Raw genomic sequence first — 12,518 nt, forward strand, 5'->3', positions numbered from 1 at the left:
GACGCGGCCGTCGGCCTCGTCGCAGCCCAGGTCGTCGCCGACGCAGAGCTCGCAACCCCAGAGCAGGCAGACCACCAGCGCGCCGCCGCCGCCCCCTCCTCCTCCGCCGCCCCCGCCGTCGTTCGCGGCCTCAAGCTCCTCGGTCAACGTGGGATACAGCCAGCGTGGCTCGGTGCAGGTGAAGTCGCAGACCGGATCGATCAACTGGCAGGCCGGGAACGCGACCGTCCAGACCTCTCCTGGCAGTGGAAGCGCTCAGGAGGGCCAGACCGACACCATCAGCTTCACGCTCGCCGTGGGGGCGGGCACGATGAACGACTGTGACAAGCCCTTGCAGATCACCATGCCCATCTCGTGGTCCGGTGACAACAAGGGCACCAAGGGCTCAGGAAGCCTGGGAGTCACCATCACCTACATGAAGCCCTGTCCCAAGCCGATGTGAAAACAATGAGGAGAGACCGCGTATGCCCAAACTTCGCAGACGCGAGTGGATCATCGCCCTCATCGCGGTGCTCTTCACGCTGACCATAGGGATTCCCACGGGTATGGCGCTCGCCGATCCGGCTCCTTCGGCAGAAGGGGTGAACAACGAGTGCGATGACATCCTCGGCAGCGGCACTCCGGAGTTCATGTTCTGCTCCTGGATGGCGAAGACCCCGAAGGACGCGCTCAACATCGTCAAGTTCTGGGCCGAGAACGACGGTGAGAAGCTCAAGGAGGCCGTCCCCTACCCCGGCCCGGTGCTCTTCTGCTTGGACAAGACCAACAAGGGCCCCGGCATGCAGGACTGTGCCGACAAGGACCAGGTCCTGTGCAAGTACGACCACAGCGTCGGCAAGTACGTCTGCAAGGACACCGACGGCAACATCACCAAACCGCCGGCCAAGGCATGCCAGGGCGGGGAGTTCGACTGCTCCGGTGGCGAAGGCTCCTCCGGCACGTCGACGGCCGCCCCGGGCGAGACCACGTCCGGCGCGTCACCCGGTCCCGATGGCACCACCCAGAGCCAATCCGATCCCAACGCCGTCCCTGTCGACGCCAGCCAGGCGCCGCTGGTCGAGAGCTCGGCGGTCCCCGACGGCACCGAGCAGGTCGCCCCGAGCGCCAGCGCCAGCGCGGACCCCGCGCCGGACGCCTCCACCGCTCCGGAGCCCACCGCCTCGGCCGCCCCCGAGCCGCGCGCCACGCCCACGACGTCCAAGCAGCCCCTCGCGGCGCCCGACGACGCCACGGGCAAGGCCGCCGCCACGGCCATCAAGCTCGGCATGCGGGTCTGGATCGAGAGCGAGCTGGCTCCCGCGTGGACCGCGGGCAAGGACCAGTTCGACGCCGCGGTCGCCTCCATGGCCGCCCAGGCGAACCGGCCCGGAGTCGTGGGTGTGAAGTTCGCCCAGGACCTCGGCTACTGGGGCTTCAAGTCCGCCACCGACGTCCGCCAGTTCGTCAAGGACGCCTCCACCGCACTGCGCGCGGCGATGCCCGCCGGCAAGCAGCTCGCGGTCGACGTGGTGGTTCCCGAGATGGGCTGCGGGGTCTCCGAGCCCTGCCAGGCCGCGCTCCGCGCCAAGTATCCGCTGATCACCCGCGCCAACGTCGAGAAGTACGTCCTCACCGGCGACGTCGACCACGTCAACGTCTCCAGCGGCCTGTTCGCCAGCGAGTACGCCAAGTACAAGATCACCCCGGACAAGGCGCTGCGCAACCAGTGGGTCGGCGTGCGGGCCCGCGGCTGGGACACCCGCGTCCACATCGGGGCCCGGGAGGTGGGCCTCGCCCACAGCGGCGCCAACAAGCTCACCGCCGCGCAGGCGGAGGCGGCGGCCAAGCTGCGCGTCGACCTGCCCCTGCAGGCGGGCGTGCAGACGGTCATGCTGTGGACCCACCGCCAGAGCTGGGACGGCGCCACCTGGCGGCTCCTGGACCAGGGACTGACGACCAACACCATGTGGAAGGCACTCCAGGCCCGCAAGGGGCTCGGCCGGCTGTCGGTCACCTTCGACGCCAGCGACCCCGAGAAGGGGATCACCCAGGACCTCACCAAGCTCGCCGAGGTCTTCGACGAGGTCTACATCCACAGCCAGTGACCCGCGCGCGGGCCACCTGACAGGCGGCTCGCGGGCAACTGGCAGCACGGCACGAACCCGGCGAACGCCCGGTGGAGACCCCCGCTCCGCCGGGCGTTCGACTGTTCGCGGGCCCCACGTCGGAGAAGCGGCGGTCAGCCCTCGGCGGTCAGCCCTCCGCGGCGAGCCAGGAGTCGATGCTCGCCAGCAGTTCCTTCTTGTACGACTCGGGCGCGGTCGAGGCGCGGATCGACTGGCGGGCCAGCTCGGCGATCTCCGCGTCGCGGAAGCCGTACACGTCGCGCGCCAGCTCGTACTGCGGCAGGAGCCTCGCGCCGAACAGCAGCGGGTCGTCGGCGCCGAGCGCGATCGGCACCCCCGCGTCGAACAGCCGCTTCACCGGCACGTCGGCGATGCGCGGGGCCACGCCGAGGCCCGCGTTCGAGGTGGGGCACACCTCGCAGGCGATCTGGCGGTCGGCGAGGCGCTCCATCAGCCGATCGGACTCGGCGGCCCGGATGCCGTGGCCGATGCGGTCGGCGTCCAGGTCGTCCACGCACTCGGCGATGCTCGCCGCCCCGGACAGCTCGCCGCCGTGGGGCACGGCGAGCAGTCCCGCGCGCTTGGCGATGCGGAAGGCCCCGTCGAAGTCGCGGGCGCGGCCACGGCGCTCGTCGTTGGACAGCCCGAAGCCGACCACGCCCTTGTCGGCGTACTGAGTGGAGAGCCGCGCGAGCGTCTTGGCGTCGAGCGGGTGGCGGGTGCGGTTGGCCGCGACGATCACGCCGATGCCGACGCCCGCCGACCGCGCGGCCCGGCCGGCCGCGTCGAGGACCAGCTCCAGCGTCGCGGTGAGCCCGCCGAACCGCTGGGCGTAGCCGGAGGGGTCGACCTGGATCTCCAGCCACCGTGAGCCCTCGGCGGCCTCGTCCTCCGCGGCCTCCTGGAGCAACCGGTAGACGTGCTCCTCGCGGCGGAGCACCGAGCGCGCGATGTCGTACAGCCGCTGGAAGCGGAACCAGCCACGCTCATCGGTGGCCCGCAACCGCGGGGGCCAGTCTTGCACCAGAGCGTCGGGCAGATGGAGCCCTTGGTCGCGCGCCAGCTCCAGAAGCGTCGTGTGCCTCATGGAGCCGGTGAAGTGCAGGTGGAGATGGGCTTTGGGGAGTTCGTCGAGCGGGCGTGCCATCTCCATATCCTGCCGTACGCCGATCGGGGCCGTCGCGGACTCCACGCATAGAGAAGGCCCGGGCCGCGTGGCCCGGGCCTTGTCGGTTCGGGATCGGTCCTTCCGAGGGCCGGAGCCCGGCAGGGCTAGTGTGCCTCGGCGAGGAGCTTGGCCAGGCGGCTGACGCCCTCGACGAGGTCGTCGTCGCCGAGCGCGTAGGACAGGCGGAAGTAGCCCGGCGTGCCGAACGCCTCGCCCGGGACCAGGGCGACCTCGGCCTCCTCAAGGATGAGCTCGGCCAGCTCGGCGGAGGTCTGCGGGCGCCTGCCGCGGATCTCCTTGCCGAGGAGCCCCTTGACCGAGGGATAGACGTAGAAGGCGCCGAACGGCTCGGGGCAGACGACGCCCGGGATGTCGTTCAACATGCGGACCATCGTCTGGCGGCGCCGGTCGAAGGCCTCCCGCATGGCCGCCACGGCCGACAGATCGCCCGAGACGGCCGCCAGAGCCGCCGCCTGGGCGACGTTGGAGACGTTGGAGGTGGCGTGCGACTGCAGGTTGGTCGCGGCCTTGACGACGTCCTTCGGGCCGATCAGCCAGCCCACCCGCCAGCCGGTCATGGCGTAGGTCTTGGCGACGCCGTTGAGGACGAGCACGCGGTCCCTCAGCTCGGGCACGGCCGTCGCGATGCTGGTGAAGGTGGTGTCGCCGTAGACCAGGTGCTCGTAGATCTCGTCGGTGACGACCCACAGGCCGTGCTCGGCGGCCCAGCGGCCGATCGCCTCCACCTCCTGCGGGGAGTAGACCGCGCCGGTCGGGTTGGACGGCGAGACGAACAGCAGGACCTTGGTGCGCTCGGTGCGCGCGGCCTCCAACTGGTCGACCGAGGCGAGGTAGCCGGTGGTCTCGTCGGTCACGACGTCGACCTGGACGCCCCCGGCCAGCTTGATGGCCTCGGGATAGGTCGTCCAGTAAGGGGCCACCACGAGGACCTCGTCGCCCGGGTCGAGCAGCGTGGCGAACGCCTCGTAGACGGCCTGCTTGCCACCGTTGGTGACCAGCACCTGCGACGCGTCGACCTCGAAGCCGGAGTCGCGCAGGGTCTTGTCGGCGATGGCCTGCTTGAGCTCCGGGAGGCCGCCGGCCGGCGTGTACTTGTGGAACCTGGGGTTCCCGCAGGCCTCGACGGCCGCCGCGACGATGTAGTCGGGCGTCGGGAAGTCGGGCTCGCCGGCGCCGAAGCCGATGACCGGGCGACCTTCCGCCTTCATCGCCTTGGCCTTGGCGTCCACGGCCAGCGTGGCGGACTCGGAGATCGCGGAAATGCGCGCTGAGATGCGAGGACGGGTCATGCCTTCCATGTTTCCAGACGTCTCGCACCGCTGCCGCCGCATATCCATGATGTGGACACGCGGCAAATCACCGTGACGTGCCGGACGAGTTGGTTCGACGTGAGGCGCATTCACCCGTACACTTCTGCAACTAGTGAGCGACGCGCCCCCGGCTGCTCGGGGTAAGGTGGTTCACGGCAGAGGGCACTAGCGCAATTGGTAGCGCACCGGTCTCCAAAACCGGCGGTTGGGGGTTCGAGTCCCTCGTGCCCTGCGGCGTGCGGTCCGCGCACCGATGGCGTGTAAGCCGCCGAAAGTTGCGTAGGAACGACGGATCAGGTGAGGACTGTGGCGATCGACACACGCGGCGAGGCCGCTGAGGGGCCGAGTAAGTCGTCTGGCCCGACCGCTAAGAAGCGCACCTCTCCCGCACTGTTCTACCGGCAGGTGGTCGCCGAGCTTCGCAAGGTGATCTGGCCGACGCGCAAGGATCTGATCTCCTACACCACCGTGGTCCTGGTATTCGTTGTGATCATGGTTGGCCTCGTTGCCGGGATCGACTTCTTGCTCACGAAGGGTGTGCTGGCGGTCTTCGGCGGAGCCTGAGCCGGCCGCCACGCGACAACCGTCCCCGACCGGACGGTCGAAGATCGCAACATCGACGAGAGAAGAAAGAGTCACCGTGTCCGAGTCCCCACTGTCGGCTGGCGCATCCCACGAGAAGTGGGAGGGAGAGCCGGAAGAGGCGGTCAAGACCACCGAAGAGTCCGGCGAGAACGCCACCTTCGGTGATGCCGAAGAGCCCGGCGAAGCCGCCGAGGCTCCGGTCGACGACGCCGAGGCTCCTGCCGGCGAAGACAGCGAGACTCCGGCCGATGAAGAGGCGGAGGCCGCGGAGGCCCCCGTCGGCGCCGTCGACGAGGATGGCGATGTCATCCCCGACGTCGACCCCGTCGAAGAGTTCAAGAGCGCGATGCGCGGCATGCCAGGCGAGTGGTACGTCATCCACTCCTACGCCGGTTACGAGAACCGCGTGAAGTCCAACATCGAGACCCGCACCCAGTCCCTCAACATGGAGGACTACCTCTTCCAGGTCGAGGTGCCGGTCCACACGGTCACCGAGCTCAAGGGCGGCAAGCGCACCCCGGTCAAGGAGCGCGTGCTTCCGGGCTACGTGCTGGTCCGCATGGAGCTGACCGACGAGTCCTGGTCCGCGGTGCGCAACACGCCCGGTGTGACCGGCTTCGTGGGTCTTTCCAACCGGCCGAGCCCGCTGAGCCTCGACGAGGTCGCCAAGCTGCTCGCGCCCGAGCCGACCGAGCAGACCAAGACGACGGCCGCCAAGGCCGCCGCGGCGACCGTCGACTTCGAGGTCGGCGAGTCCGTCACCGTCATGGACGGCCCGTTCGCCACCCTGCCCGCCACGGTGAGCGAGATCAGCGCCGAGTCGCAGAAGCTCAAGGTACTCGTCTCGATCTTCGGTCGCGAGACGCCGGTCGAGCTGTCGTTCAACCAGGTCTCCAAGATCTGACGCCGAACCCGGTCTCGGCGATCTGACGGCGCGCATACACTGATAAGTCGTCCCCACGGATCGAGCGACTTCGTGGGGTGAATCCCGGGGGAGCATGGCCAATCCTGGCCGTCGCACGCCCCCGGGGGCTCTCACGCCCTGTGGGAGTTACGCAGGAGTTAAGGACCCGGAGTAGGACAATGCCTCCTAAGAAGAAGATCGCGGCCCTGGTGAAGGTCCAGCTTCCCGCTGGTCAGGCCACGCCCGCGCCGCCGGTCGGTACCGCCCTCGGTCCCCACGGCGTCAACATCATGGACTTCGTCAAGCAGTACAACGCTGCGACCGAGGCCCAGCGGGGCAACATCATCCCCGTCGAGATCACCATCTTCGAAGACCGCAGCTTCACCTTCGTCACGAAGACGCCGCCGGCGCCCGAGCTGATCAAGAAGGCCGCGGGGCTCGACAAGGCCAGCGCCAACCCGCTCCGCGACAAGGTGGGCAAGCTCACCAAGGAGCAGCTGCGCCAGATCGCCGAGACGAAGATGCCCGACCTCAACGCCAACGACATCGAGGCCGCCCAGAAGATCATCGCCGGCACCGCCCGGTCGATGGGCATCACGATCGCCGACTGACACGCGAGGGGCGCGGCGGTGGTGTGACGAGCGAGGGTGAGAACGAGCCCGAGCGAGGAGGACGACCATCGCCTCAAGGGCGCCCCAGCCGCCGAGCGCAGCGAGGCGGAGCAAGCACGGAACCACGTGGGAGGGCCAGCGCCGGCCCGTGACCACATACTCCACGAGGAGAAGCAAGTGAAGCGCAGCAAGAGCTACCGCAAGGCCGCCGACACGGTCGACAGCGAGCAGCTGTATTCCCCGGTCGACGCGGCCAAGCTGGCCAAGGGCACCTCGGTCACCAAGTTCGACGCGACCGTCGAGGTGGCACTGCGGCTGGGCGTCGACCCCCGCAAGGCCGACCAGATGGTCCGCGGCACCGTCAACCTCCCGCACGGCACCGGCAAGACCGCCCGGGTCCTGGTCTTCGCGACCGGTGACCGTGCCGAGGAGGCCCGCGCCGCGGGCGCCGACATCGTCGGCGCCGACGAGCTGATCGAAGAGATCGCCAAGGGCAACCGGCTCAACGAGTTCGACGCCGTCGTGGCCACGCCCGACCTCATGGGCAAGGTCGGCCGCCTCGGCCGCGTCCTCGGCCCGCGTGGTCTCATGCCGAACCCCAAGACCGGCACCGTCACGCCGGCCGTGGCCAAGGCCGTGACCGACATCAAGGGCGGAAAGATCGAGTTCCGGGTCGACCGCCACGCGAACCTCCACTTCATCATCGGCAAGGTGTCGTTCCCGGAGCGCCAGCTCCTGGAGAACTACGCCGCCGCGCTCGACGAGGTCATCCGTCTCAAGCCGTCCGCGGCCAAGGGGCGTTACCTCAAGAAGGTGACCTTCTCCACGTCCATGGGCCCGGGCATCCCGGTCGACCCGAACGTGACGCGGGCCATCACCGCCGAGCTCGACGCCTGAGGTTCAATACACGCGAAAGGGTCCGCGGCCTTCGGGCGCGGGCCCTTTTTCGTATTCTCCGATACTTGTTTCTTCGCAGGTGAGACCCTATTTCACCATTGCGGTCATACCGGTGGCCAAGCAATCGATGCGCACAAGGCGCCGCACGGGGTAGTGCCGGAGCGTAGGGTCGAAAGCACTTCCGGGGGATACGAAGGGATACCAAGTGAAGCGTCGAATGACACCCGCGATCGCGGCCGTGGGCTCGGCCATGCTCATCGCGGTATCAGCATGCGGCCAGGCCGCGCAGAACTCCACCGCGTCGCTCGGTGCCGTGCGGCTCTCCGCTGCCGAGACGCTGCAGCAGAGCGCCAAGAACGCCGAGGCCGTCACCTCCTACACCGCGCAGCTCGCCCTGGACTTCAGCGCTCCAAAGGAGGGCGCGGGGTCGGTGAAGGGCACGATGGTCTACCACCAGAAGCCGCAGGTGGCCTCCGACGTCACGCTCGACCAGATCAACGTCAGCGGGCAGAACGTCCCCGGCGGAGCGCGAGTGATCCTCATCGGGCAGACCGCGTACGTGAAGGTCGACCTGCTCAGCAAGCTGGTGGGCGGCACCAAGCCCTGGATCAAGATCGACCTCGCCAAGGCCGGCCAGTCGGCGGGCGTCGACGTCAGCCAGTTCCTCTCCCAGGCCCAGCAGATGGACCTGCAGAGCAGCGTGAAGATGCTGACGACCTCCAAGGACGTCACCAAGGTCGGCACCGAGTCGGTCGGCGGCACCGACACCACTCACTACAAGGGCACGTTCACGGTCGCTGAGGCCGTCAAGCAGCTCACTCCCGAGATGCAGCAGAAGCTGCAGGGCCGGCTCACTAACGTCAAGGACATGAAGTTCGACGCGTGGATCGACGGGCAGAGCCTCCCGCGCAAGGTCGAGATGAACGGCGGAGCCGGCGAGGGCGCCTTCAAGCTGACGTCGCTGTTCACCTCGTTCAACGACTCCGCGGAGGTCACCGCGCCGCCCGCCGACCAGGTCGGGGAGCTTCCGGCTGACCTCGGCGGCCTGAAGGGTCTTGAGGGCGCCGACGGGGCCACCGCCGGCACGGGCGGCTGACCCCGCACGCGTGACCGCCGTCTGGGCGGTCCGCACCGCGACTCACAGGCGCACCCCCCGATCTCGATCGAGGGGTGCGTCGCCGTATCGCGGCCCGATTCGGTGTGAGGCGTCGCGGGCCTCGATATGGCGTAAGGCGTCGTGGGCCTCGATATGGCGTGAGGCGTCGTGGCCTTGATTTGGCATGACGCGCGAACACCGCGTACAGTGTCCAATGCCGAAGACCGCCGGTCGTCGCTGAGCCTGTCAATGGCTCGGTGGCCCAAGGTTCACGACTGTGGACGGCCCGCGTAGGTGTGATGTGAGTTCCATGTGGTCCCTCGTGCGGCGCCAGCCGCGTGACAACCGTGTGTGAGCCCCGTGCGCCTGCGCCGGGGCTTTTCCGTTTCCTGGACTCCTGGGCCCTTCGCCGGTGGCACATCTGGAAGGAGGCCCATGGCGAGGGCGGAAAAGGCGACCGCGGTCACTGAGCTCAAGGATCGGTTCGAGAGCTCGAACGCCGCTGTCCTGACCGAGTACCGCGGTCTCACCGTGGCTCAGCTGAAGCAGCTGCGCACCACACTCGGTGGGAATGCGAAGTTCGCCGTGGCGAAGAACACGCTTTCGAAGATCGCGGCCAACGAGGCCGGGGTCACCGTCCTGGACGACCTGTTCACGGGTCCGACGGCGATCGCGTTCGTCAGCGGCGACGTGGTCGAGGCGGCCAAGGGTCTGCGTGACTTCGCCAAGGCCAATCCCCTCCTGGTCATCAAGGGCGGTGTCGTCGACGGCAAGTCGATGACCCCGGCCGAGATCTCCACACTTGCCGACCTGGAGTCGCGCGAGGTCCTCCTCGCGAAGCTGGCCGGCGCGATGAAGGCGAAGCAGTCTCAGGCCGCCGCCACGTTCAACGCGCTGCCCACCACCATGGCCCGGCTCGTCGAGGCTCTCCGCGCCAAGCGCGAGGAGACCGGCGGGGCGGACGCCGTCGTGGCGGAGACCAGCGAGGACGCAGGCGAGTAGGTCGGGCGCGAAAGCGACCACAGCAGGGGATTCAGGCGCATACCGCGGTCCGTTTCCAAGTTTTGTAATTAATACGGAGGAATCACCACCATGGCGAAGCTCAGCACCGACGAGCTGCTCGACGCGTTCAAGGAGATGACCCTTCTTGAGCTCTCCGACTTCGTGAAGCTCTTCGAGGACACCTTCGACGTCAAGGCCGCCGCTCCGGTCGCCGTCGCCGCCGCCGGTCCGGCCGGTGGAGGCGCCGCCGCCGAAGAGGTCGAGGAGCAGGACGAGTTCGACGTCATCCTCGAGGCCGCCGGCGACAAGAAGATCCAGGTCATCAAGGAGGTCCGCGCGCTCACCAGCCTCGGACTGAAGGAGGCCAAGGACCTCGTCGACGGTGCCCCCAAGGCGCTGCTCGAGAAGGTCAACAAGGAGGCCGCCGAGAAGGCGAAGGCCGCCCTTGAGGGCGCCGGCGCCACCGTCACCGTCAAGTGACGTCTCGCGTCTGACGCTTTACACAGCTCCACGCAGAAGGGGCGGTTCACCCTGGTGCCGGGTGATCCGTCCCTTCTGTTTTGCCTGTTTTGGGCGCTTTCGGTAGAGCAGGCCGGTCCGAAAACCGGATGATCGCCGATGTGGATCTCCATACCGGGTTATGATCCGGCGGACCGGCTGACTGGTTGGCCTCCGCTTCCGGCGCGTCCATGTCGTCGTGACGCCGCGGCGACCGGGCGATGGGAGGGAACAGGTGGCGCTCCACGCGGCTCGGTCCCCTCGCAGGCCGAGACTCCTTGTGATCTCCGTGCTGCTCGTGCTCGTCGCCCTGCTCGGCACCGCCTGGGTGCGCGTCGGTGCCGGCCTCGACCAGGCGCGGTCGGCGGCACGCGACCGCCTCGCCGCCGTCCACGCCGCCGAGCGCTACGCCCTGACCCTGATGGCCGTGAACTACCGCACGGTCGACCGTGACGTGCAGCGGGTCCTGGACACCTCCATGGGCCAGGCCAGGGACCAGTACGCCAGGGACGCCGAGCGGCTGAAGGCGGCGACCCGCCTGAACAAGGCCGTCCAGACCGGTGTGGTGCGCGCCGCCGGCCTGGCCTCGATGGACGTGCCCAAGAGCACCGCGCGGGTGCTGGTGGTCGCCGACTCGGTGATCCGGTGGGAGGGCGCCAAGACCGCCCCCCAAGATCGCTTCTATCGCTGGAGCGTGGAGGTCACCAAGGTCCGGGGAGTGTGGTGGGTGTCGAGACTGGAGCAGGTCACATGACCGCCGAGGAAGCCCTGGAGCCCCTGGAGGGCGCTCGTCGGCCCCGTTCGCGCTCGGGGCCATATGTTGTGGCCGTCGCGCTCCTGGGGCTTCTGGCGGCCGTTCTGGCCGTTCTGGTGGCGGTCGGCTTCATGCGCCTCCGCGATCTGCGCGCCGGCGAGTCGGCGTCCGTGGAGGCGCTCGCCGCGGCCCGCACGTACGCGCCCGACATGCTGTCGTACGACTACCGCACGATCGACGCCGACCTGGCGCGGGCGCGGGGGTACGCCACGGGCGATCTCGCCGAGCACTACCGCGAGTTGACGCGGGTGCTGGCCCCGGCCGTCAGGCGGCAGCAGACCGTGCAGCAGGCGGTGGTGGCCGCCGCCGCGGTCGAATCCGCGACGCCTGACCGGGTTCAGGTGTTGCTCTTCATGAACATGGGAACGACCAAGGTGTTCCCGGGCGAGAAGCAACCCCAGAAACAGGTCGTCCAGAACCGCGCCCGGTTCGTGCTGGTCAGAGGTGAGGACCACTGGCTGGTGTCAGAGTTGTCCACCTTGATCGGCAATGCCCCGACCAGCTGAGATCCCGTCCTCCGGGGCCCTGGACACACTCCGGCGTGGCGCGTTATTAAATTGTTAGTAAAGCTTGGGTTTGAGTATCGCGATCTTGGGGGATGTAAACGGGCACGACAGTGTCGTGAGGCGGCAAGCCTTCGACCCTTCGTGTGACTGAGCGTTAGCCGATCCGCCTCGCGGGTATCGTCTGGATCCGGTCGGCCCCTCAGTCTCAGGTAGGGAAGAAAACCCAGCGTGACGGCCATTGGTTCGCTCGAATCCGGTCTCACGGGCTTGACGTTTCGGCGCTGACGGGCGATGCTGCGTCCAACGTGGAGCGCAGAGCGAGACTGAAGTGGACAGGTGTATGCCCATCGGCTACACTGCCCCTTTGCGCTGCCCTTTGACGACCCGCTTCTCTAGGTAACTTTGATGCATGGTCGTCTGGCGTGCGTGTAGTCAGTCCGCGAGCCCTCGGAAGGACATCTGTTGGCAGCCTCGCGCAACGCCTTCGCCGTACCCGCTGGTCCCCGCCGCGTCTCTTTCGCGCGCATTCAGGAGCCGCTCGAAGTTCCCGATCTTCTCGCTCTGCAGACCGAGTCCTTCGACTGGCTGCTCGGCAACGAGAAATGGCGGTCGCGGGTCGAAGCGGCTCGCCAGGCCGGGCGCAAGGACGTTCCGGCCCAATCCGGTCTCGAAGAGATCTTCGAGGAGATCAGTCCCATCGAGGACTTCTCCGGAACGATGTCCTTGTCGTTCCGTGACCACCGGTTCGAGCCGCCGAAGTACTCAGTCGATGAGTGCAAAGACAAGGACATGACCTTCTCCGCCCCGATGTTCGTGACGGCGGAGTTCATCAATAACACCACCGGTGAGATCAAGAGCCAGACGGTGTTCATGGGCGATTTCCCGCTCATGACCTCGAAGGGCACCTTCATCATCAACGGCACCGAGCGTGTCGTGGTCTCCCAGCTGGTGCGGTCCCCGGGTGTCTACTTCGACCGTTCGGTCGACAAGACCTCCGACAA

Annotated in this window: 13 protein-coding genes, 1 tRNA gene and 1 pseudogene; 13 read left to right on the forward strand and 2 right to left on the reverse strand. The window is 68.0% G+C overall.

What is annotated here, in order from left to right:
- Positions 1-172 precede the first annotated feature (172 nt).
- Both AB0B89_RS30155 and AB0B89_RS30160 read left to right on the forward strand, forming a co-directional pair.
- Positions 173-442: a hypothetical protein gene (locus AB0B89_RS30155; RefSeq protein WP_358559575.1), complete on the forward strand. Its 270-nt coding sequence runs from the start codon at positions 173-175 to the stop codon at positions 440-442.
- Positions 443-464: 22 nt separating this feature from the next.
- Positions 465-2,084, forward strand: coding sequence for a hypothetical protein (locus AB0B89_RS30160; protein WP_358559577.1), 1,620 nt, complete (start codon positions 465-467; stop codon positions 2,082-2,084).
- 148 nt (positions 2,085-2,232) lie between these two features.
- Here the strand turns inward: AB0B89_RS30160 and AB0B89_RS30165 are convergent, their stop codons facing one another.
- On the reverse strand, positions 2,233-3,252 hold the full coding sequence (locus AB0B89_RS30165) for an adenosine deaminase (RefSeq protein WP_358559579.1): 1,020 nt from the start codon (positions 3,250-3,252) through the stop codon (positions 2,233-2,235).
- 125 nt (positions 3,253-3,377) lie between these two features.
- Positions 3,378-4,583, reverse strand: a complete 1,206-nt coding sequence (locus AB0B89_RS30170) for a pyridoxal phosphate-dependent aminotransferase (protein ID WP_358559581.1) — start codon at positions 4,581-4,583, stop codon at positions 3,378-3,380.
- Between the two features lie 180 nt (positions 4,584-4,763).
- Here AB0B89_RS30170 and AB0B89_RS30175 point away from each other — a divergent pair.
- The 11 genes and pseudogenes from AB0B89_RS30175 to AB0B89_RS30225 all read left to right on the forward strand — a co-directional run.
- Positions 4,764-4,836 (forward strand) — tRNA-Trp (locus AB0B89_RS30175).
- 74 nt (positions 4,837-4,910) lie between these two features.
- Complete coding sequence (secE, locus tag AB0B89_RS30180; RefSeq protein WP_358559582.1) at positions 4,911-5,168, forward strand: preprotein translocase subunit SecE; 258 nt, start codon at positions 4,911-4,913, stop codon at positions 5,166-5,168.
- 76 nt (positions 5,169-5,244) lie between these two features.
- The gene (gene nusG, locus AB0B89_RS30185) at positions 5,245-6,093 is read left to right on the forward strand and encodes a transcription termination/antitermination protein NusG (RefSeq protein WP_358559584.1); all 849 of its coding nucleotides are present in this window, start codon (positions 5,245-5,247) and stop codon (positions 6,091-6,093) included.
- A 179-nt stretch (positions 6,094-6,272) separates the two neighbouring features.
- Entirely contained in the window at positions 6,273-6,704 is a 432-nt protein-coding gene (gene rplK / locus AB0B89_RS30190) for a 50S ribosomal protein L11 (protein WP_358559586.1), read from the forward strand.
- A gap of 177 nt (positions 6,705-6,881) precedes the next feature.
- Entirely contained in the window at positions 6,882-7,601 is a 720-nt protein-coding gene (rplA, locus tag AB0B89_RS30195; protein WP_358559588.1) for a 50S ribosomal protein L1, read from the forward strand.
- A 217-nt stretch (positions 7,602-7,818) separates the two neighbouring features.
- Entirely contained in the window at positions 7,819-8,697 is an 879-nt protein-coding gene (locus AB0B89_RS30200; protein ID WP_358559589.1) for an LppX_LprAFG lipoprotein, read from the forward strand.
- Positions 8,698-9,132: 435 nt separating this feature from the next.
- Positions 9,133-9,699, forward strand: coding sequence for a 50S ribosomal protein L10 (rplJ, locus tag AB0B89_RS30205; protein ID WP_358559591.1), 567 nt, complete (start codon positions 9,133-9,135; stop codon positions 9,697-9,699).
- A gap of 90 nt (positions 9,700-9,789) precedes the next feature.
- Entirely contained in the window at positions 9,790-10,179 is a 390-nt protein-coding gene (gene rplL / locus AB0B89_RS30210; protein ID WP_262846532.1) for a 50S ribosomal protein L7/L12, read from the forward strand.
- Between the two features lie 253 nt (positions 10,180-10,432).
- The gene (locus AB0B89_RS30215) at positions 10,433-10,951 is read left to right on the forward strand and encodes a hypothetical protein (RefSeq protein WP_358559593.1); all 519 of its coding nucleotides are present in this window, start codon (positions 10,433-10,435) and stop codon (positions 10,949-10,951) included.
- Complete coding sequence (locus AB0B89_RS30220) at positions 10,948-11,517, forward strand: hypothetical protein (protein WP_358559595.1); 570 nt, start codon at positions 10,948-10,950, stop codon at positions 11,515-11,517. The genes AB0B89_RS30215 and AB0B89_RS30220 overlap by 4 nt, the downstream gene beginning before the upstream one ends.
- A 462-nt stretch (positions 11,518-11,979) precedes the next feature.
- Positions 11,980-12,518, forward strand: a pseudogene (locus tag AB0B89_RS30225) (DNA-directed RNA polymerase subunit beta); the annotation flags it as partial.

It is taken from the genome of Sphaerisporangium sp. NPDC049002 (genome assembly GCF_040649355.1).
GTDB lineage: Bacteria > Actinomycetota > Actinomycetes > Streptosporangiales > Streptosporangiaceae > Sphaerisporangium.